The organism is Raineyella fluvialis, from assembly GCF_009646095.1.
GTDB classification, from domain to species: domain Bacteria; phylum Actinomycetota; class Actinomycetes; order Propionibacteriales; family Propionibacteriaceae; genus Raineyella; species Raineyella fluvialis.
Genome location: NZ_CP045725.1, coordinates 3213429 through 3232597, shown reverse-complemented (window position 1 = coordinate 3232597; position 19169 = coordinate 3213429). Strand labels below are relative to the sequence as shown.

The 19169-nt window shown below is 68.7% G+C and carries 21 protein-coding genes; 10 read left to right on the top strand and 11 right to left on the bottom strand.

What is annotated here, in order from left to right:
* Nucleotides 1–3 precede the first annotated feature (3 nt).
* The 6 genes from Rai3103_RS14835 to Rai3103_RS14810 all read left to right on the top strand — a co-directional run bounded on the left by Rai3103_RS14835 (nucleotide 4) and on the right by Rai3103_RS14810 (nucleotide 4151).
* Complete coding sequence (locus Rai3103_RS14835) at nucleotides 4–1080, top strand: SPFH domain-containing protein (RefSeq protein ID WP_153573228.1); 1077 nt, start codon at nucleotides 4–6, stop codon at nucleotides 1078–1080.
* Nucleotides 1077–1781: a DNA alkylation repair protein gene (locus Rai3103_RS14830; protein WP_228488963.1), complete on the top strand. Its 705-nt coding sequence runs from the start codon at nucleotides 1077–1079 to the stop codon at nucleotides 1779–1781. Before Rai3103_RS14835 ends, Rai3103_RS14830 begins: the two co-directional genes overlap by 4 nt.
* A gap of 118 nt (nucleotides 1782–1899) precedes the next feature.
* Entirely contained in the window at nucleotides 1900–2229 is a 330-nt protein-coding gene (locus Rai3103_RS14825; RefSeq protein WP_153573227.1) for a PadR family transcriptional regulator, read from the top strand.
* Between the two features lies 1 nt (nucleotide 2230).
* Nucleotides 2231–2599, top strand: a complete 369-nt coding sequence (locus Rai3103_RS14820) for a DUF1048 domain-containing protein (RefSeq protein ID WP_153573226.1) — start codon at nucleotides 2231–2233, stop codon at nucleotides 2597–2599.
* Complete coding sequence (locus Rai3103_RS14815; protein ID WP_153573225.1) at nucleotides 2596–3393, top strand: ABC transporter ATP-binding protein; 798 nt, start codon at nucleotides 2596–2598, stop codon at nucleotides 3391–3393. Before Rai3103_RS14820 ends, Rai3103_RS14815 begins: the two co-directional genes overlap by 4 nt.
* Nucleotides 3390–4151: an ABC transporter permease gene (locus Rai3103_RS14810; protein WP_153573224.1), complete on the top strand. Its 762-nt coding sequence runs from the start codon at nucleotides 3390–3392 to the stop codon at nucleotides 4149–4151. Before Rai3103_RS14815 ends, Rai3103_RS14810 begins: the two co-directional genes overlap by 4 nt.
* A 1-nt stretch (nucleotide 4152) precedes the next feature.
* Here the strand turns inward: Rai3103_RS14810 and Rai3103_RS14805 are convergent, their stop codons facing one another.
* Genes Rai3103_RS14805 through Rai3103_RS14795 form a run of 3 tightly spaced genes read right to left on the bottom strand, consistent with a single transcriptional unit; the run spans nucleotide 4153 to nucleotide 7246 of the window.
* The gene (locus tag Rai3103_RS14805) at nucleotides 4153–4578 is read right to left on the bottom strand and encodes an FtsX-like permease family protein (RefSeq protein ID WP_153573223.1); all 426 of its coding nucleotides are present in this window, start codon (nucleotides 4576–4578) and stop codon (nucleotides 4153–4155) included.
* A complete protein-coding gene (locus Rai3103_RS14800) occupies nucleotides 4515–6530 on the bottom strand; it encodes an ABC transporter permease (protein WP_153573222.1) in 2016 nt (671 codons plus the stop codon). Before Rai3103_RS14800 ends, Rai3103_RS14805 begins: the two co-directional genes overlap by 64 nt.
* Nucleotides 6527–7246: an ABC transporter ATP-binding protein gene (locus tag Rai3103_RS14795; protein WP_153573221.1), complete on the bottom strand. Its 720-nt coding sequence runs from the start codon at nucleotides 7244–7246 to the stop codon at nucleotides 6527–6529. The genes Rai3103_RS14800 and Rai3103_RS14795 overlap by 4 nt, the downstream gene beginning before the upstream one ends.
* A gap of 148 nt (nucleotides 7247–7394) precedes the next feature.
* On the opposite strand from Rai3103_RS14795, the gene Rai3103_RS14790 reads away from it, so the two are divergent.
* Complete coding sequence (locus tag Rai3103_RS14790; protein ID WP_153573220.1) at nucleotides 7395–7565, top strand: hypothetical protein; 171 nt, start codon at nucleotides 7395–7397, stop codon at nucleotides 7563–7565.
* Between the two features lie 681 nt (nucleotides 7566–8246).
* On the opposite strand, the gene Rai3103_RS18005 is transcribed toward Rai3103_RS14790, so the two are convergent.
* The gene (locus Rai3103_RS18005) at nucleotides 8247–8639 is read right to left on the bottom strand and encodes a BBE domain-containing protein (RefSeq protein ID WP_228488962.1); all 393 of its coding nucleotides are present in this window, start codon (nucleotides 8637–8639) and stop codon (nucleotides 8247–8249) included.
* Nucleotides 8627–9697: an FAD-binding oxidoreductase gene (locus Rai3103_RS14785; RefSeq protein WP_228488961.1), complete on the bottom strand. Its 1071-nt coding sequence runs from the start codon at nucleotides 9695–9697 to the stop codon at nucleotides 8627–8629. The genes Rai3103_RS18005 and Rai3103_RS14785 overlap by 13 nt, the downstream gene beginning before the upstream one ends.
* Nucleotides 9698–9876: 179 nt before the next feature.
* Between Rai3103_RS14785 and Rai3103_RS14780 the strand changes: the two genes are divergently transcribed.
* Together Rai3103_RS14780 and Rai3103_RS14775 are read left to right on the top strand one after the other, a co-directional pair.
* Nucleotides 9877–11010, top strand: a complete 1134-nt coding sequence (locus tag Rai3103_RS14780) for a LuxR C-terminal-related transcriptional regulator (protein WP_153573219.1) — start codon at nucleotides 9877–9879, stop codon at nucleotides 11008–11010.
* A gap of 35 nt (nucleotides 11011–11045) precedes the next feature.
* Nucleotides 11046–11966, top strand: a complete 921-nt coding sequence (locus Rai3103_RS14775) for a ketopantoate reductase family protein (RefSeq protein WP_153573218.1) — start codon at nucleotides 11046–11048, stop codon at nucleotides 11964–11966.
* Between the two features lie 71 nt (nucleotides 11967–12037).
* Here the strand turns inward: Rai3103_RS14775 and Rai3103_RS14770 are convergent, their stop codons facing one another.
* The 6 genes from Rai3103_RS14770 to Rai3103_RS14745 form a co-directional block, all read right to left on the bottom strand.
* Complete coding sequence (locus Rai3103_RS14770; protein ID WP_153573217.1) at nucleotides 12038–12352, bottom strand: protealysin inhibitor emfourin; 315 nt, start codon at nucleotides 12350–12352, stop codon at nucleotides 12038–12040.
* Between the two features lie 7 nt (nucleotides 12353–12359).
* Nucleotides 12360–13409 carry a M4 family metallopeptidase gene (locus tag Rai3103_RS14765; protein WP_228488960.1) on the bottom strand — a complete coding sequence of 350 codons (1050 nt, stop codon included), beginning with the start codon at nucleotides 13407–13409 and terminating at the stop codon, nucleotides 12360–12362.
* 107 nt (nucleotides 13410–13516) lie between these two features.
* Nucleotides 13517–14371, bottom strand: a complete 855-nt coding sequence (locus Rai3103_RS14760; protein ID WP_153573215.1) for an exodeoxyribonuclease III — start codon at nucleotides 14369–14371, stop codon at nucleotides 13517–13519.
* 112 nt (nucleotides 14372–14483) lie between these two features.
* Nucleotides 14484–15500, bottom strand: a complete 1017-nt coding sequence (locus Rai3103_RS14755) for a pirin family protein (RefSeq protein WP_153573214.1) — start codon at nucleotides 15498–15500, stop codon at nucleotides 14484–14486.
* A gap of 70 nt (nucleotides 15501–15570) precedes the next feature.
* The gene (locus Rai3103_RS14750) at nucleotides 15571–16695 is read right to left on the bottom strand and encodes a hydroxyneurosporene dehydrogenase (protein WP_153573213.1); all 1125 of its coding nucleotides are present in this window, start codon (nucleotides 16693–16695) and stop codon (nucleotides 15571–15573) included.
* A gap of 116 nt (nucleotides 16696–16811) precedes the next feature.
* A complete protein-coding gene (locus Rai3103_RS14745) occupies nucleotides 16812–17849 on the bottom strand; it encodes a potassium channel family protein (RefSeq protein ID WP_153573212.1) in 1038 nt (345 codons plus the stop codon).
* Between the two features lie 281 nt (nucleotides 17850–18130).
* Here Rai3103_RS14745 and Rai3103_RS14740 point away from each other — a divergent pair, with 281 nt between their 5' ends.
* Nucleotides 18131–19030 carry a L,D-transpeptidase family protein gene (locus tag Rai3103_RS14740; protein ID WP_153573211.1) on the top strand — a complete coding sequence of 300 codons (900 nt, stop codon included), beginning with the start codon at nucleotides 18131–18133 and terminating at the stop codon, nucleotides 19028–19030.
* Nucleotides 19031–19169: the final 139 nt, after the last annotated feature.

Genomic DNA, 19169 nt, shown 5'->3' with positions numbered 1-19169 from the left:
GCGATGAATCTGGTCCTGGTGCCGATCATTGTCGTGGCGATCCTGGTCGCCTTCCTCGTCCTGGGGAGCGTACGCGTGGTCCCCCAGGCCCGCCGGTACATCATCGAGCGGTTCGGGCGCTACCGAACGACCCTGCAACCGGGGCTGAATTTCATCGTGCCGCTGGCGGATCGGATCAACAGCCGCCTCGACATCCGGGAGCAGGTCTTCACCTCGGCACCCCAACCGGTGATCACCCAGGACAACCTGGTCGTCAACATCGACACCGTCCTGTACTACCAGATCACCGATCCGCGCGCCGCGGTCTACGAGGTGGCCAACTACCTTCAGGCCATCGACCAGTTGACGGTGACGACGCTGCGCAACGTGATCGGCAGCATGGACCTGGAGCGGACCTTGACGTCGCGTGAGGAGATCAACGCGCAGCTCCGGACGGTCCTCGACGACGCCACCGGCAAGTGGGGCATCCGGATGAACCGCGTCGAGATCAAGGCGATCGATCCCCCGGCCACCATCAAGGAGGCGATGGAGAAGCAGATGCGCGCCGAGCGTGACAAGCGCGCCACGATCCTGCACGCCGAAGGTGAACGGCAGGCGAAGATCCTGACAGCCGAAGGCACCAGGCAGCAGTCGATCCTCGAGGCGCAGGGCGACCAGCAGGCGGCGATCCTGCGGGCCGACGGCGAGGCGAAGGCCATCGACCTGGTCTTCCGAGCCGTTCATCGCAACGACGCCGACCCGAAGGTGTTGGCCTACAAGTATCTCGAGATGCTGCCGCAACTGGCCGAGGGTGAGAACAACACCCTCTGGGTCATCCCTGGCGAACTCACCCGGGCGATCCAGACCGTCACCGAGGCCTTCTCCGATCGGTCCCGTACGGAGGTGCACCCGCCGGCGCCCGAGCGCCCGGTCGAGGACGACGGACCCCAGGGGGAGGAACCGGAGGAGGACGAGGGGCCGACCGGGCTCGACGACACCACCACCCCTGCGCTGACCACCGGTGGCCTGCCGGTGGAGGATCTGGTCGCCCCGGTCGAGGCTCCCGTCCCGGTCGCCGACCTCTCCGAGGAACCGCGGTGACGCAGGCAGCGACGACGCCGGCGCTGGCCGAGGTGATGGCGGAGTTGGCAGGCCTCGCCGATCCGAGGATCGGCGAGGTCAACGCCAGACACGGTGACGACCATGCCGTGAACCTCACGGCCCTACGCGCCCTCGCCAAGCGGCTGAAGACCCAGCAGGACCTGGCCCGCCTACTCTGGGCGACCGGGGACTCGGCGGCGCGCCTACTGGCGATCCTGGTCTGCCGCCCGAAGGCGTACGAGCGCGACGAACTGGATGCGATGGTGCGCGGATCGCGTACGCCCAAGGTGCAGGACTGGCTCGTCGGCTACGTGGTGAAGAAGAGCCCCCACGCCGAATCCCTGCGGCAGGCGTGGCTTGCCGATCCTGATCCGTCGGTCGCCAGCGCCGGGTGGGCCCTGACCTCGGAGCGGGTGCGCAAGTCGTCAGCGGGGCTCGACCTGGTGGCCCTGCTCGACGTCATCGAGGCAGGAATGAAGGACGCCCCGGTACGGCTGCAATGGGCGATGAACGAGTGCCTCGGCCACATCGGGATCGAGCACGCCGAACATCGCGCCCGCGTGGTCGCCATCGGGGAGCGCCTGGCGGTGCTCAAGGACTACCCGACTCCCCCGGGCTGCACGTCTCCGTACGTGCCCCTCTGGGTCACCGAGATGGTCCGTCGGCGGGCCGTCCCGGAAAGCACTGCCTCGTCGAGCTGACCAGCGCGGACAGCGACAGCGCGAATCACGACGCATCATCGGCAGGGCTTGCCATCAAGCTACCTAGCGCTACTATGTACTTGTAGTCAGTATTGCTTAGTAGCGCAGGAGGTGTTCCGTGGGCAAGCAGCTGACGGAAATGCTCAAGGGGACCCTGGAGGGCATCGTCCTCGCCCTCCTGTCCGTACGTCCCGCGTACGGGTACGAGATCACCGCCTGGTTGCGGGAACAGGGCTTCACCGAGATCGCCGAGGGCACGATCTACGCCCTGCTGGTCCGGATCGAGCAGCGTGGCTACGTCGACGTCGAGAAGGTCCCGTCAGAGAAGGGGCCACCGCGGAAGGTGTATTCGCTCAACGGCCGGGGACGGGATTACCTCGATGAGTTCTGGGGGACGTGGAGCTTCCTTGCAGAACGACTGGAACAGCTCCGCCAAGGAGGCAACTGACATGGCAGCCAAATGGATCGAGCAGCTGACGGGATCGCTCGAGCAGAAGAAGCAGTACCGGGCCTACCGGGCCCGCCTCGATGCGCTTCCCGAGCCGTACCTCACGGTCGCGAAGGCCCTGTACCGGTACTTCATGTACAGCGCGGGCACCACCGACGGTGACGTCGCCGTGACGATGCTGGGAGATTTCACGGAACTCTGGGAGCGTGCGGCCATCGACGCGACACCCGTGCGCGACATCGTCGGCGAGGACCCGGTCGAGTTCGCCGAGGCTTTCGTCCAGGCCTACGTCGGAAAGCGATGGATCGACAAGGAACGGGCCCGGCTCACCGAGACGATCGAGCGGGCCGAACGAGGGGACAAGAAATGACTGCCATGGCCGCCATCCACGCGCAGGGCCTGACGAAGTCGTACAAGAAGCTGGCGGTGCTGCAGGGTGTCGACGTCGAGGTGGCGCCCGGCACCATCTTCGCGCTGCTCGGCTCGAACGGCGCCGGCAAGACCACGGTGGTGAAGATCCTCGCCACCCTGCTGAGGCCCGATGCGGGGAGCGCCGCCGTCAACGGCTTCGACGTGGTCACGCAGTCCGCGCAGGTGCGCGAGTTGATCAGCCTCACCGGACAGTTCGCCGCGGTCGACGACGTGCTCACTGGGCGGGAGAACCTTGTCCTGGTTGCTCGTCTGCGCCATGTCAAGGATCCGGTGGCCATCGCCGATGCGCTGCTGGAACGTTTCGCGTTGACGGATGCGGCGGCGCGGAAGGTGTCGACGTACTCGGGCGGTATGCGCCGACGGCTCGACATCGCCATGAGCCTGATCGGGGCTCCGCCGGTCGTCTTCCTCGACGAGCCGACGACCGGGCTCGATCCGCAGGCGCGTCAGGAGGTGTGGCGGGCCGTCAAGAGCCTCGCTGCCGGCGGCACCACGGTGTTGCTCACCACGCAGTATCTCGACGAGGCCGAGCAGCTCGCCGACCGGATCGCCATCCTCCACGAGGGACGGATCATCGTGAACGGCACGCTGGCCGAGCTCCGGCGACTGCTGCCGCCCGCCACGGTCGAGTACGTCGAGAAGCAGCCGACGCTCGAGGACGTCTTCCTCGCCCTCGTCGGCGAGACCACTGCCGACGGCAGCGCGGCGACCCAGAGCAAGGAACTCCGATGACCACACACGTCGCCAGCGACACCGCGGTGTTGCTCGGGCGGTCCCTGCGTCACATCACGCGCAGCCTGGACACCATCATCACCACGACCATCATGCCCATCGCCTTCCTGCTGCTGTTCGTCTACGTGTTCGGCGGCGCGATCACCACCGGGGCGGACCGCTACGTCAACTACCTGCTGCCGGGCATCCTGCTGATCACGATCGCCTCGGGCATCTCCTACACCGCCTTCCGGCTCTTCCTGGACATGAAGGGCGGGATCGTCGAGCGGTTCCGGTCCATGCCGATCACCCGATCATCCGTCTTGTGGGCCCACGTGCTGACGTCCCTGGTCGCCAATCTGGTCTCGGTCGGGATCGTCATCCTCGTGGGGCTCCTGATCGGCTTCCGCTCCGGAGCGGGGGTGCTGGCCTGGCTCGCGGTGGTCGGCATCCTGGTGCTCTTCACCCTGGCACTGACCTGGATCGCCGTCATCGCCGGGCTCACGGCGACGTCGGTGGACGGCGCGAGTGCGTTCTCCTACCCGCTGATCTTCCTGCCGTTCATCAGCTCGGCCTTCGTGCCCACCGCCACCATGCCCGGTCCGGTGCGTGCCTTCGCCGAGCACCAGCCGGTGACCTCCATCGTCAACGCGATCCGCGACCTGTTCACCCAGCAGCCCGTCGGCAGCGACCTCTGGGTCGCCCTCGCCTGGTGCGTCGGGATCCTCGTCGTCGCGTACGTCCTGGCCGGCATGGCCTATCGGGCGAAGTTCTCCTGACTCACTCCCGGAACTTCAGCACCTCGGTCACCGGCACCGATCGGGTGTCGTGCGAGGTGGCCAGCCGGACCACCGCGTACGCCCCGAGGGCCAACCCAGCCATCACCGCGACGTCGCGCAACGTGACGAAGAACGGGATGCCGAGGGGCAAGTGGACGATCATCAGCCGCCAGACCTGGCTCATGATCGCGAGCGACACCGGGATGGACACGGTCATCGCGCCGACCACCAGCCACAGGTAGTTGTCGAGGTAGAGCCGGCTCACCTGCCGGTCGGAGTAGCCGAGGGCCTTCAGCAGAGAGATCGAGTAGCGCTGCCGGGCGACGACCAGACGGACGAGCACGTAGAGCACGACGACCATGATCAACATCGACGACCAGGTGACCAGCGACACGATGCGCGAGAGCAACGCATTGAACTTGACCACCCCCCGAGCATCTCCTCCCGGGTGGCGTGGCTCAGCACCCGATCGGGGTCGAGATCCAGCGGTTGGTCCGACAACAGGGCGTTGTAGTACGGGACCACCACTCCCCCGTCCGGCGCGCTCATCCGCCGCGCGGCGACCGGGATGGCCGGGTCCAGCAACTCCTCCGCACGGGCCGGTGTGGTGAAGCCGAAGGCGATGGCGTCGTAGTCGGCCACCCCGACGACCCGGAACGCCCAGTTGAGCGTGGAGCCGTCACTCAACGCCAGGGTGTCCCCCACGTCCAGCCGGTACTTCTGCGCCGCAGCCTTCGAGAGGACCAGTTCGTGCGGCCCGAGTCGGCTGACGTCGATCGGGAAGTACGGATCGCCCGGCGCTATCCCCAGCACGGTCAGTGACTTGCCCGCTCGCCCGTCCCGGTCGAGCACCTGCATCGGTACGGCAACGGCCGGATGGGCGCCGGCGGGGACCTTCGTCAGGTCGGGGAAGCGCAACGTGTAGTAGTCGTGGAAGGTGAGGTCGGCCTCGGCCCGGGCGAGATAGGCGTCCATCGAGCTGCGCATCCCCAGCCCGAACACCATCAGCAGGCTGCACAGGAACAACCCTGCGGCGATGAGCAGGTAGCTGCCCAGGGTGCGCAGGGCCTGGCGTAGGCGGAACATCGTCACGAACGGCAGCCGATCCAGTCGCAGCGGCAGGCTCGGGCCCGCCGAGACCTGGCGGCGCAGCAACTCCTGGGTCGGTCGGTCCAGAGCGCGGTGGATGACCAGGATGTTGACCAGCGCCACCGCCAGGGCGGGGACCGCGATAGTGGCGACCACGATGAGTGGGGTCGGCTCGACCGAGATCGCGGGGAACGAGTAGTAGCCGGTGACCAGACCCAGGGACGGGGCCATCAATCGGCCGAGGATGGTCCCCATCCCGGCACCGACCACGGTCACGACGAGCGGCAGGATCAGGTAGTAGCGCAGCAACGCGGCCTCTCCCGTCCCCAGCGCCGACTGGGTGCCGATCACCACGGCATCGCGCAGGATCCGGTCCCGGGAGAACTCGGCGAGGACGTACGCCACCAGCAGGGTCACCAGCACGGTCGTCACCAGCGTCACGACCATCGTCGTGCGGGCGTCCGAGATGGCTCCGGTGATGCGTGGGTTGTCCCCCGACGGCAGGAACAACGACATCGCCGGGTAGCTGAGTGGCACCCCACCCTGCCGGGCCGCCTCGATCGCCCGGGTGACGTACGGGTCGCGGGCCCGGTCGGGATCGAGCGGGATCTGTTGCAGGTGCTGGCGCAGTCGGTCCTGGCTGGCGCCGGTGAGGACGTAGCCGTAGGCGTAGACCTCGTCGCGGGGGTGGGAGGCGGCGAGCTGCTCGTACGTACGGGGATCAACCACCATCAGGGCGAACGTGGCGGGGTCGCTCGTCTGCCCCAGCCGGGGGCTGGCCAGCGTGTAGTCGGGCAGGCTGCCGATCCCGCTGATCCGCAGCTGCCGCCCGCCGACCATCACCGTGTCCCCCACCCGCAGATCGTGGGCGGCGGCATGCTTCTTCTCGACCATCACCTCGTCGGTGCGGCCCGGCAGGGCCCCGACATCGAGCGTGGGTCGGCTGACCTTCTGGTCGGCCCGGAAGGCCCGTACCGTCGTGTCCTGGTCCCCCGAGCGGCCGGGCACGTCCACGTACGGCGTGGGCTCGATCCTCGCCCCGACGGCTTGGGCGTCGGCGAGCTGGGCGGGCGTGAGCGGGACCTCGGTGATCACCATGCCATCGGCGAGCCGGCCCTCCCGGGCTCCTCGCTCGATCCCCTGGAGTGTCGACGTGGCCGAGGCGAGCAGGCCGACCACGACGCCCAGACCGACGGTGAGCAGCACGACGATGGCGCTCCAGCGTGCCCAGGTGGTCCGGAATCCGCGCCAATTGCGCACCGCGGTGAGGCGGACGGCAGAGGTGGTCACCAGTCGAGCTCTTCCGCGGCGCGCGGGTGGGTGTTCATCTCATCCCGGACGATCCGGCCGTCGCGCAGCTCGATCACCTGATCCGCCAGCGCGGTGATCGCCTCGTTGTGGGTGACCATGACCAGCGTGGTCCCGTAGCGCCGGTGCACGTCCTCGAGCACCTCCAGCATCTGCTGGGAGGTGTGGCGGTCAAGGGCCCCGGTCGGTTCGTCGCACAACAGCAGGTCGGATCCCTTGACCAGGGCCCGGGCGATCGCGCAGCGCTGCTGCTGACCTCCGGACAGCTGGGCGGGGAACTTGTGGCGATGCTCGTCCAGACCGAGGTGGTGCAGCAGGTCGTCGATGTCCAAGGGCCGGCGGACGAGTTGGGCGGTGACCTGGACGTTCTCCCGGACGGTCAGGTCGGGCACCAGGTTGTAGAACTGGAAGACGAAGCCGACGTGGTCACGCCGGTAGCGCGTCAGCCCTCGAGGGGACAGCGCGGTGATCTCCTGGCCGGCGACGTGGATGCTCCCGGCGTCGGGGCTGTCCAGCCCTCCGATGGCGTTGAGCAGCGTGGACTTGCCCGATCCGGAAGCCCCCACGATCACGCAGCGGCCTCCGGGCGCGACGGAGAAGGACACGTCGTGCAGCACCTCGACGCGTGACTCTCCCGTGCCGAAGTGACGCGACAGTCCCTCGACACGGACATGGGCCGGTGTGGCGTGCGCACTCATCCAGACCAGTGTTCCATTCCGGACCAGCGTTCCCGCCCTCCCTCGCCCGCCGGATGCGCTGGCTCGCCGGCCCGGTCCACCTTGTGACGTTCCTCACGGCTTCGTACGCTGGAAGTCGGGGACGCAGGAATCTCGATCGGAGAGAACCATGAATGACAGCGCTGAGCACCACCCCGACCCCAACCCCGTACGCCCTTCGTCGGCGGAGGGTGACCCGGACGAGGTCATGGACGAACCGTTCGACGTGACGAACGATCCGGACGACGAGGGCACCGCCGATCCGCATACGAACAGGCCTTCCCAGGCCGAAGGCGAATAGGAGCCCGTCAGACCCACCGGTCGGGTGGCTGGTCCGGTGCCCCTTCGCCCGACCCGGGCCCCGATTCACCGGCGGTGCCGTACGTGACACGGAGCTGTCACGACTGCAGCAGCTTGGGGCCTGGGAGAGGCGCAGCGCCTCGAGTTGGTTCTCCTGGGTCTCGGCACGTTCCACGAGTTCGTTGAGTCGGCCGTGATCCAGACGCGGGTCGCCCACAGCCAGCAACGACTTCCAGAGGAGACGCTTTCCGCGTACGCCCAGGACCAGGGCCTCCAGTTCCACGAGGTCGGACAAGGGCGATCGCTGGGCAAGGTGTTCGTTGGGCTTCAGCCTGGTCACCTTCTCCCCCAGGCTGCTCGCCGTGTCCTTGAGGAGTGAGGGTTCGACTCCCAGGGTCTGCATGATGTCCTCGAGACTCTGCCGATCCTCCCGGACTTCTCGGGCGATGGCCGCCACGGCTTCGCGGACCTGCAGGTCGCTGTGGGAGGAGGCGACGCGGTCGAAGACCTCCAGACCTGCGGTGACTCCGGCGTGGTGGTCCTTCAGATACGTGGTGATGACTGCGGACACGATGCTCCTCGGCGACGGATTCCAGGTTCGAGGTCGGGCGGGATGGTTACGTGTCGAATACCCAGGAACGACCTCGATCCACGTCGCCACCCGGGACCTGCCGCGAGGGGCTCAGCCGCGCTCCGCGGCCCCGCGCAGTCCGGTGATCGGATGGTTGGCCACGAACAGGCCGTCGGGGTCCACCCGGGACCGCAGCGCCCGCAGCCGCAGCCAGTCCTCGGTGGCGTACGCGTCCCGCACTTCCACGGTGGTGTCGGCGAAGTTGAGGTAGTGGCCGCCCGTCGACCATCCGGACACGGCGTCGACGACCCGGGCCGCGTCGGCGCTCCCCTGCGCGGCCATCTCGGGCGTGACGGCCATGCCGAGGAAGAACCCCGCGTACGACCCGTCCAGATGGTCGAGGGCACCTCCTCCGGCAGCCGGACGGTTCACCGCCCCGCCGAGCTGGCGCAGTTCGATCGCCAGCAGCGACGTGTCCGCCTGCGGTCCCCCTACCTGCAGCAAGGCGTTGATGGCGTCCTCGTCGAGTTCGTCGAGCAGGGTGCTCGAGGTGACCGCGGGGTGGGCCCCTCAGGGTCCATGTGCAGGCGTGACAGCGCGGCCGCGGGCGTCCGGCCGAACGTGTCCATCTCCGGGCCCAATTCCCGCAGTGGCGCGATGATGTCGGCGCCGTACGCGTCGTCGCCGAGCACCGCGCCGTCGATCACCACGAGCCGGCGTCCGCGGAGGAAGTCGGGCAGGTCGGGCAGCGGAGGGAACCGCAGGAACCGCAGCGAGGTGGTGACCTCGTCGGGCGCCGCGGCCGACCACGCGGCCCAGCGGCGCAGCACCGGCTCGGCCCGGGCCAGATCCCACAGCAGCATGCCGGCGTACGCGTCGGCGATCGGGAACAGCCGGAACTCCAGCGCGGTCACCACACCGAAGTTGCCGCCGCCGCCACGGACGCCCCAGAAGAGATCGGCATGGTGGTGCGCGTCAGCCCGGACCAGGTCGCCGCCGGCGGTGACCAGTTCCACCGCCGTCAGGGCGTTGCACGCCAGCCCGAGCTTGCGTGCGTACCAGCCGAGACCGCCGCCGAGGGAGAACCCGCAGACACCGACGTCCGGAGAGGATCCGTGCAGTGCGGCGAGTCCGTGAGGTGCGGCCGCCTCGACGACGTCCTGCCATTGCGTTCCGGCTGCTACCCGCGCCAGTCTGTTCGCCGGGTCGATCGAGACCTCCCGCAGGGTGTCGGTGCGGAGCAGGACCACGTCGGACAGGGAACGGCCGTCGAACGGACCCGCACCGTGCCCGGTCCCCTGCGGCGCGACGCGCAGGCCCAGGGCTGCGGCGGCGCGGACCACGGACACGACATCGTCGACGCTGCGGACGCTTGCCACGGCGGCCGGCCGTTGGTCGACGGCGGCGTTCCACGGCTGCCTGGCGGCCTCGTACGCCGGTTCTCCGGGCAGGTGGACGAAGTCGCCGCAGCGGGCCCGCAGCGCCCGGGCCACTGCGCCGTCGATGCCGGCCCGTTGGCCGCCGGCGGGTCGAGGTGTGGAGGTGTCGATCTCGATGGTCATCGGAGTGCCTTTCGGTGTGAGGTGGCTGTGCTGGGATCAGCGCCTGACACGAATGTGCTCGCCCGCCACCGGCCCGACCATCCCCGAACCACGCCGTCTTCCGGGTCGTCCGGTGAGGGGGTCCGGGTCCCCAGAAGTCTGGGATGGCCACGCGCTGTGGTGCGCGTCACACTGGTGCTATGCATCGGGGGCTGATGGCGCAACGGGTGGTCCGGGACGTCGACGTGATCGCGCATGCCGGTCTGGACGTCGACACGTTCCTGGAGGAGGCGATGGCCTCGATCTCGCGTGCGGTCCCGTCCGTCGCCGCCTGTGTCGCCACGGTCGATCCGGGCACCCTGCTGCTCACGGCCACCCGGAAGTACGGCGACCTCAAGGGCCGGGACGAGCAGGATCGCGAATGGGGAATGCTCGAGTACGGGGAAGTCGAGTCCTCCTCGTTCCGGGAGCTGGCCCGACAGGACGTCCCCGCCGTCGCCATGAGCGAACTCACGGCACGCGAGGGCCGGCCGTCGCGGCGGATCGAGGGCTTCATGGTCCCCTACTTCGGCTTCACCGACGAACTGCGGGTGGCGTTGCGCGACCACGGCCAGGTGTGGGGCGCCGCGTCCCTGTTCCGGGGTGCGGACTCACCGACCTTCGACGCCGACGACCTCGCCCTGATGGCCTCGCTGTCGGAGCTGATGTCGACGGGCGTACGGACCGGGCTGCTGACGCGCGTCGCGTCCGGTGCGGTGCCGACCCCGACCGGACCCGCGGTGATCATCGTCGACGGTGCCGGGAACATCCAGCAGATCAGCACCGGGGCCGAGGAACGCCTGCTGGACCTGGTCGGCAACGAGACGTCGGCGGAGGCGACCGGCGTGATCGGGGCCCTCGTCGGTGCAGCCCTCCGTTTCGCCGCCGGACTCACCGACCTGCCGCCACGCGCCCGGGTGCGGTCGCGATCGGGGCAGTGGCTCGTCCTGCATGCCGCTCGGCTCAGCCCGCGCAGCGACGGCGGCGGTGGCGAGGTGGTGGTGACGATCGACGAGGCCAGGCCCCCGGAGATCGTGCCGATCGTCGTCGCAGCCTTCGACCTCACCGTCCGCGAGCGCGACGTCACCCAGCTCGTCCTCCAGGGTGTGGACACCAAGGAGATCGCGGCCACACTGCACGTCTCCAGCTACACGGTCCAGGACCATCTCAAGTCGATCTTCGAGAAGGCCGACGTCCGCAGCCGCCGCGAACTCATCGCGCGGATCTACTTCGACCAGTACGTGCCGCGCCTCAACACGGCGATCGGCCCCGACGGCTGGTTCGCGTCCGTGTGAGGACGCGGCCGACGGCGGACGATTAGGCTGCCGCAGTGACCGAGAGAAACATCCGGACCGTGGCCATTGTCGGCGCCGGCGCGATGGGCGCTATGTACGCGCAGCATTTCGCCAGTGGAGGTCTCGACACCTGGCTCGTCGCCCGTGGGGAGCGCGCCGAGCGGCTACGGACGGCCGCTCTCACGGTGAACGGGGACCCGCTCCGTGCGGAGGTCGTCGACACCGGGACGGACTCCGGTGGCCGGACCGCCGATCTCGTGCTCATCGCCGTCAAGCACCACCAGCTCGCCGACGCCGTCGCGGAGGTGGCGCCGCTGGTCGGTGAGCAGACGACGTTCCTCTCCGTCCTGAACGGCCTCGACAGCGAGGAGGTCATCGCCGCGGCGTACGGGGCCGACCGCGTGCTGCTCGCTATCGCGCTGGCCATGGATGCGCAGCGGGACGGGACGGCGATCAGGTACCGGCAGCCGGGTCGGCTCGCGCTCGGGGTCGGGCCCGGCATGGGCACGACCGAACGCCTGGCCGCCGTGCAGGAGGCCCTGGACCGGGCGGGGCTGGCCTGGGTGGCACCGGCGGACATGCCGCATGAGATGTGGTGGAAATTCATGGTCAACGTGGGGATCAACCAGGCCTCCGCGGTGCTGCGAGCCCCGTACGGTGCGTTCCAGCACGACGGACCCGCCCGGTCGCTGATGCTCGCGCTGATGGCCGAGGTGATCGCCGTGGCGGAGCCGGAGGGCGTCGAGCTGGGCGAGGCCGACCTGGCGGCCTGGGACCGGGTCCTGGCCGGGCAGCCCGCGCAGGGGCAGACGTCGATGTACCAGGACGTGCTGGCCGGACGTCCCACGGAGGTCGACATCTTCGCCGGCCGGGTGGTCGCGCTGGGTGCCCGTCACGGTGTACCGACGCCCTACAACCAGACGATGCAGTGGATCCTCGGATCGTCCGCACAGTAAATGGTCCGGCGGAAAAGAGTAGGGGCCGGCGCTCCTGTCGGAGACCGGCCCCTACGGCATGCTGATCGGGATCATCCGGCACGTCTCGGCTCGGAGCGCTTGCCCAGCTCCTCAAGCAGTGGCCGGACATCCTCGGGGATCTCGGCGTCGCTCCAGCTGAACGTCCGGTGCTCTTCCCTACGGGTCACCTCGAGGACGTACGTGAAGCGATCGGCACCCTGGGGAGGACCGGATCCCGGCCCTGCCGTGTCCGCATCGCGGGCCAGCAGACCATCGGCGATCCGGGCCACCTCGCCCGACAGCTCCGGTCCCTCGGCCTCGGCCGCCATCTCGAGCCCGGCGAAACCGCCCGTACGCCGGTAGCTGACGTGGAGATCGTCGGTCATCTCGGGCTCAACGCACCTTGACCTTGACGCCGTCCCAGGCGTTCTGCACAGCCGTGGCTTCCGCGCTCGTGCTGCCGAAGCGGGAGCGGGCCGCGCGCAGCGTGAGTGAGCCGAAGGCGCTGAACGTGGCGTTGGGTCGCAGTCGCGGGTCGGTGAGGGTGTCGTACCAGATCTGCCCCGCCGTTTCCCAGGCATTGCCGTCGATGGCGACAGCGGCGAGGTAGAAGGCGTGGTTCGGGATGCCGGAATTGGTGTGGACGCCGCCGTTGTCGGACGTCGTCTTCACGTACTGGTCCATCGTGGCGGGCTGGTTGTCGTACTGGTTCGCCGTGCCTGGCGCCTTCATCGAGCGCAGCGCGGGGGCGAGCTGCTGCCCGACGATGTCTGCACCGATCAACCAGTTGGCCTGACTCGCCGTCTGGCCGAGGTGGTACTGCTTCACGAGTGAACCGAAGACGTCGGAGACGGACTCGTTGAGCGCACCCGATTGGCCCGAGTAGGTGAGGTTCGCCTCGTGCTGCGTCACGCCATGGGTCAGTTCATGGCCGACGACGTCGATCCCCTTGGTCGTGTCGGTGAGCATCTTGCCGTCACCGTCGCCGAAGAACATGTGACCGGCGCCGTCCCAGAAGGCGTTGTCGTAGTCGGTGCCGAAGTGGACGAGTCCCTCGATGGCCAGGCCCCGGTCGTCGATCGAGTCGCGGTGGAAGATGTCCCAGTAGAGCGTGTAGGTGTAGCCGAAGTTGTCATAGGCCTGGTTCACCGAGACGTCGGCGACAGCGGCTTGGCCCTCCGAGCGGACGAGCGTGCCCGGGGTGCTGTCGGTGGAATGCTTCTGGTCGTAGATGCTGCGGTTGGGGGTGCCCGCCCCTACCCGGGGCGCGAGGGCTCCGGGTGCCACCAGGGTGCGAGCGGCGATCTCGGCGCGAGCGACGCGGACCCCTTGGTCGATGGACAGGGTGGACAGCAGCGCGTCGCGCTGGTCGGGTTCGGCCGTGCGGGCCAGGACGACCAGCAGGTCGGGTGGGATGATGCAGGCGAGCGAGTGTCGAGTCATTGCCGGCTCCGATCCGTGATGCGAGTCACACATTGACCCGCAGCTCTCACGGTAGGCCACTTGAGGGGCACAGGCCATCGCCCTTTGTCGCCTTCCGCGTCCAGCAGTCAACGCGCCTGGGGGAGCCGTGTCCTGCCGCCCCGCTTGGGGTTGGAGGGCGGCGGGACGACGGGCCCGATGTCGCCGTCCGGAGCCTCGTCCAGGTCCACGATGACCGGGGCATGATCACTGGGACCGGTCCCCTTGCGGGCGGCGCGATCGACCCAGGCGGCCGCGACGCGATCGGCGACGGAGGTGGACGTGAGGACGAGGTCGATCCGCATCCCGAGGTCCTGGTGGAACATCCCCGCCCGATAGTCCCAGTAGGAGAAGACCCGCTCGGCCGGCCACCGCTTCCGCACCACATCGGTCAGGCCCAGCGCCGCGAGCCGCTCCCGCTCCGGCGCGGTCACGTGGGTCTGGCCCACGTACGCGGCCGGATCGAACACATCCGCGTCACTCGGGGCGATGTTCATGTCACCGCACAACGCGAGCTCGGCCGGTCCCGCTGCCACATCGGCCGCGAGTGCGTCGAGCCAGTCCAACTTGTAGGCGTAGTGGTCGGAGCCGACCACCCGCCCGTTCGGCACGTACAGGCTGTAGACGCGGATTCCGCCACAGGTCGCGCTCACCGCCCGCGCCTCGCTCCGGCCACCGAAATCCGGCTGTCCCGGGAATCCGGGGCGTACGTCGACGAGGCCGACCCGGGACAGCAGCGCCACCCCGTTCCACTGGCCCTCGCCGTGGTGGGCGAACTCATAACCCAGAGCCGCCAAGGGCTCGCCGAACAGTTCGCCGAAGGCGACGTCGGAGAGCTTGGTCTCCTGGAGACAGACGACATCAGGCTTGCGTTCGGCCAGCCAGGGCATCATGCGGGGCAGGCGCTGTTTGGCCGAGTTCACATTCCAGGTGGCGATCCTCACAGTCGTGAGGCTAGCCCGGCTCGGGCCCGGCGACCACACCACACCAGACACTCCACACCAGACACTGCCCCCGTCGGAGCTACGGCGCGGCGAGGTGCGCAACCGCTGACCCTCAACGTGGCGTGAGGACGGTCCCGTCAGGGTAGCGGGCGAAACGACCGGTGTCCAGGGGCTGCACAGGGTCATCCACCGGCAGCGTCCACCGTCCGAACCGGCCGGCGCGATAGTCGGCGTACGCGACGACGACCTGCTCGCGGGTGTTGGTCACAAACGGTCCGCGCTGCACGACAGGTGCTCCGATCGGACGTCCCTGCAGCACCAGGAACCGCGCGCCGCCCGCCCCAGCGGTGAGGTCGAGCGTCGAGTCGGCGGTCACGACGGCTCCCTCGGTGCGCAGCGTCGTGTCGTTCGCCGTCACCTCGCCGTCGTACACATAGAGCGTACGAACGGCCTCGGGGACGCTCGCGGGCGGCAGCGTCAGCTCAGCGCCGGGCTCCATCGTCACGTGCCAGACGGCTACTCCGGCGTCGGTCCGGGCGGCCCACGAGTGCGGAGGTGGCGTCAGCGGGCGGGTGGAGCGGTAGTCCCCCGCGACCACCTTGACCCGGCTCGTACGCCCCGCAGGGTCTGTCTCGACCACGACCGGGGTGTCCTCGGCCCAGAACATCGCGAAATGTGGCTCTGCGCTCTTGTCCTCCGGCGCCAGGTTGATCCAGATCTGGAACAGGTGCAACGGGTTCGGGGCGTCGTCGTGGATCAGCGGGAACATCTCCGCGTGGGCGACCCCGCGTCCCGCCGTGAGCCACTGGGTGTCGCCACCGCCGTAACGCGCCACCGCGCCCTCCGAGTCGGTGTGGTCGACGAGGCCCTCCTCGACGATGGTGATCGTCTCGAAACCCTGGTGCGGATGCTGGGGGAACCCGGGGACGCGGCGGCCGTGGTACATGCTCCAGCCGTCCTGACCGGAGAAATCCATGCCGAGGTCGCGCCCCTCGACGCCGGTGGCGGGACGCATCGTGTCGCCGTCCGCCGCGGGGTAGACATCGCGATGGTGCGCCGTGAACAGGAAGGGATCCATCCCCGGCCACGGACCGCCCTCGAGGGAGAAGGTCTGGACGATGCGACTCATAACGGCTCCTCTGGCTGGGCTGGCATCCACCCAGCGTCCAGGACCCCGCGACTATTCCCGACCCTCCACGTCAGTCGTCCGCATCCCCCTGCTGCTCGCGGCGAGCCAGCGCCAGCTCGTGGTCATGCTTGCCGAAGTACATCAACTCCCAGATGGCCGGCGCGCTCCCCTCGTACGTCAAGGTGTCACCCTCGTACACCTCGAGGCGCGCCTCCCCGACGAAGCGTTGGTGGCAGGCGTCGAAGCCGGCCAGACGGGCAGCGGTCCGCTGCGGCTCCTTGAGAAGTTCGATGAAGCGGTTGCGCAGGATCGTGTCGGCACGCCTGTACGTGAGCACGTAGCGGTGCGCGCCGTCCCGGTAGCAGTAGGTGGTGACCCCAGCGACCGGCTTGCCGGTGATCTCGTCGGTGAAAATGTCCTCCTTGCTGAAGGAGACGCGAGACCCGTCGTCGGCGATCACCTTCCCGTCGCGCGCCAGCATGAACACCGGGACGCTGTCGTAGTCGTACGCCTTCTCGGCGACGATCCAGGAGGAGATGAAGGTGTAGGGCCCGATGCTCCCCCGGCCCCAGTACCAGTTGTTGACCACGCGCGGCAGCGGCACGTTGCCCCAGTTGTGGTCGTGGTAGCCGGTGCCGGCCGAGACGTGGCTCTCCCCGTCGACGGTGTAGCGCACGTCGACGGTGCCGTGGGGAACCGATGGGAGCCAGGCGAAGACCTTGTCAGTCCCCTCACCGAAGGCCATGTGGCCTGCCCCGGGGCGCCACGGCTCGGTGGTCCCGTGCAGCCGGACGTCGACGAGCAGGTCGTCCAGCGCCACGTGGATCGCGTAGTCGTGCAGGTCTCCCTGGAAGGTGTTGTCGCCCATCCGGACGTCGCAGCGATCAGTCGCCGCGGAGAAGACCTGCGGATCGAACCAGACCATCTTGTTGATCTTCCGCCCGTCCGGCAGATCGAGGTCGACGATGATGAGTGGCTTCACCCCGGTGTTGGGATGGGTCATGTCCTTGGATGAGAAGGAGATGACGAGCGTGGCCCCGTCGTCGAGGCGGGCGTCGAAGTACCACCATTCGTACTGTCCGTGCTGGCGCGGGTCGGTGCGCAACCCGTCCTCCCAGGACTGGATCGTGTCGGACAGACCGAGGCTGGCGATCCGTGCCGGGTCCGCGACCATCTGCGCGTGCTTGTGAGCCATGGTTCTCCGTCCCATCAAATCCTTCAGGGTCCCCAGTGTGACACGCCTCACAGAGGGTGTCACGGGGGCGGGACGAGGTCCTTGAGCCGTCGCGCGTTTCGGTAGCTGCCGCGCGACTACACGTGTTCGTCGATGGCCCGCAGGGTCTCGGTCGCGCCGGAGACGATCAGGTGCTCACCCGGCTCGATGAGACGGTCGTCCTGGGGACGATGGTCGTACTGCGAGGACTCCATCAGGATCGCCAGCGTGAAGATCCCTCGTGCCCGCAGATCGCCGACGGTCATTCCCACGAGTCGGCTCCCCTCCAGGACAGGGATCTCCTCCATCGAGAAGTCGAGCTCGGTGTTGGACATGGCGGCGTCGATGAAATCCACCACGCCGGGGCGGACGGCGAGCTGGGCCATCCGCCGGCCGCCCATCACGTAGGGGGACACGGCGCGGTTGGCTCCCGCTTGGCGGAGCTTCCTCACCACTTCCTTCGAGCCGGCCCGTCCGACGATGAAAAGGTCGGGGTTGAGGGAGCGCGCTGTCAGCACCACGTAGACGTTGTCGGGATCGGAGTCGACGCAGGTGACCAGCCCTCGGGCCCGCTGGACGCCGGCGTTCACCAGCGTTTCGTCCTCGGTGGCCGTCCCGGGGACGGTCAGGATGCCGTCCTCGGCCGCGCGGGCCGTCGAGGTCTGGTCGATGTCGATCACCACGACGTCGTGGCCCTCGGCGGTGAGCTCCCGAGCGACCATCGACCCCACCCGGCCATAGCCGCAGATGATGAAGTGACCTGTGAGCTGGTCGATCTGCTTCTGCATGCGTCTACGCTTCCTGTTCCCGCTCGAGGCCCGTTGCAGGAGTGCCTCGGCCATCACACCGACGGTGCCGAAGACGAAGGCCACCGAGATGAACGACAGCAGCATCGTCCAGAGTTTGCCGAGGGTGTCCAGCGGGTGGTCGCCGCTGAAGCCGACGGTCGCCAGCACGTTCACGGCCATGAAGAGACCGTCGAAGAAGGACCAGCCGTCCTCGATCCAGGTGAAGCCGAGGGCACCGACGAGGGTGATCAGGGCCATGATGGCTATCCAGCCGAGGATCATCCTCAACGCGGGGTCGTGGACCAAGGTCTGCACCCGGTGGGCCGCACCCCGGGGCCGCGTCGTCATGCGTACGATCCTAGGCCACCGGTGGCGGCTGGGAAGGTGACGGCGGTCACGGCGGGACGACCGGCCGGGGCGTGCCGGGTCAGGGTGCCAGTCGCAGCGGGACGGGTGGGCTTCGCTACCCCTCAGCTGTGCGTCCGGGCCGGGACCCACAGGGACGCGGCGTCGTGTCTCCCGTCGATCCTGGGGCGGGGTGCCATGCTGAACGAGGAGATCGACGTCGTCCCCCCACGGTCGGCGTTGTCGTAGTCGTTGTCGCAGACGCTGTCATAGGGGACATCGCCATGAGTACTGAAGGTCGGATCCGTGGTGGGCTGGTGGGTCTGGTCACCGCCCTCGTTCTGCTGGTGTCCGCCTGTGCCCCACCCACGATGACGGGATCGGCCGCGACCCCCGGCCCGGACGCCGTGTCGTCGGTCACGTCCTCCTCCACGCCCGAGCCCGAGTCGACGGCCACGCCTTCTCCGGCCACGGCGACTCCTTCTCAGGACGCCACGCCTTCTCCGACCCCCACGCAGAGTCCCAGCCCCGCCGCACCGGCGGCCGGGCCGGCGCTGATGTCGCGCGGCTCGTCCGGCAGCGGAGTCAAGGACCTGCAGGCGCGGCTCAAGCAGATCGGCTGGTTCTCCGGCAACGTCACCGGCTTCTACGGTGATGCCACGGTCACGGCGGTGAGCGGCTTCCAGGCCAGGCGGGGCCTGCCCGTCACGGGGAACGTCGACCAGGCGACTCTCGATCGGCTCCGCTCGATGACGCGGACGCCGACGGCGGCCGAGTTGAGCAACACCACCACGACCACCAGCAGCACCGCCGGTCTCGACCCGCGTTGCCTCACCGGCCGGGCCATCTGCATCAGCAAGAGCCGGCGGCAGTTGGTGTGGGTCGTCGACGGCGTGCCCCGGATGCGGATGGACGTACGGTTCGGGTCGGAGCTGACGCCGACCCGTGAAGGATCCTTCCAGGTCGAGTGGAAGGCGCGCGACTGGGTCTCGACGATCTACCACACGCCGATGCCGTTCTCGATGTTCTTCTCGGGTGGTCAGGCGGTGCACTACTCGGCGGACTTCGCCGCCCGCGGCTACAACGGCTCCTCGCACGGCTGTGTGAACGTACGTGACTACATCGGCATTGCCGCCTTGTTCGACCAGGTCCAGGTCGGGGACGCGGTGATCGTCTACCAGTAGTCCGATCGGGCGGTCAAGGTTTCCGTTCGTCGAGGGCGGAAACCTGGGCGGTGACGGCGCCCCAGTCCTAACGTCTGCACAGGCGGACTCGTCACGTCGGGTTTCGCCCTCTGCATCGCCCCCTTCGGCCGGCGGCCAC

Coding starts and splice junctions, on each gene's coding strand:
- Rai3103_RS14835 (WP_153573228.1), top strand. CDS start 4: ATGAATCTGGTCCTGGTGCCGATCATTGTCGTGGCGATCCTGGTCGCC.
- Rai3103_RS14820 (WP_153573226.1), top strand. CDS start 2,231: ATGGCAGCCAAATGGATCGAGCAGCTGACGGGATCGCTCGAGCAGAAG.
- Rai3103_RS14815 (WP_153573225.1), top strand. CDS start 2,596: ATGACTGCCATGGCCGCCATCCACGCGCAGGGCCTGACGAAGTCGTAC.
- Rai3103_RS14810 (WP_153573224.1), top strand. CDS start 3,390: ATGACCACACACGTCGCCAGCGACACCGCGGTGTTGCTCGGGCGGTCC.
- Rai3103_RS14795 (WP_153573221.1), bottom strand. CDS start 7,246: ATGAGTGCGCACGCCACACCGGCCCATGTCCGTGTCGAGGGACTGTCG.
- Rai3103_RS14790 (WP_153573220.1), top strand. CDS start 7,395: ATGAATGACAGCGCTGAGCACCACCCCGACCCCAACCCCGTACGCCCT.
- Rai3103_RS14785 (WP_228488961.1), bottom strand. CDS start 9,697: ATGACCATCGAGATCGACACCTCCACACCTCGACCCGCCGGCGGCCAA.
- Rai3103_RS14780 (WP_153573219.1), top strand. CDS start 9,877: ATGCATCGGGGGCTGATGGCGCAACGGGTGGTCCGGGACGTCGACGTG.
- Rai3103_RS14770 (WP_153573217.1), bottom strand. CDS start 12,352: ATGACCGACGATCTCCACGTCAGCTACCGGCGTACGGGCGGTTTCGCC.
- Rai3103_RS14765 (WP_228488960.1), bottom strand. CDS start 13,409: ATGACTCGACACTCGCTCGCCTGCATCATCCCACCCGACCTGCTGGTC.
- Rai3103_RS14755 (WP_153573214.1), bottom strand. CDS start 15,500: ATGAGTCGCATCGTCCAGACCTTCTCCCTCGAGGGCGGTCCGTGGCCG.
- Rai3103_RS14750 (WP_153573213.1), bottom strand. CDS start 16,695: ATGGCTCACAAGCACGCGCAGATGGTCGCGGACCCGGCACGGATCGCC.
- Rai3103_RS14745 (WP_153573212.1), bottom strand. CDS start 17,849: ATGACGACGCGGCCCCGGGGTGCGGCCCACCGGGTGCAGACCTTGGTC.
- Rai3103_RS14740 (WP_153573211.1), top strand. CDS start 18,131: ATGAGTACTGAAGGTCGGATCCGTGGTGGGCTGGTGGGTCTGGTCACC.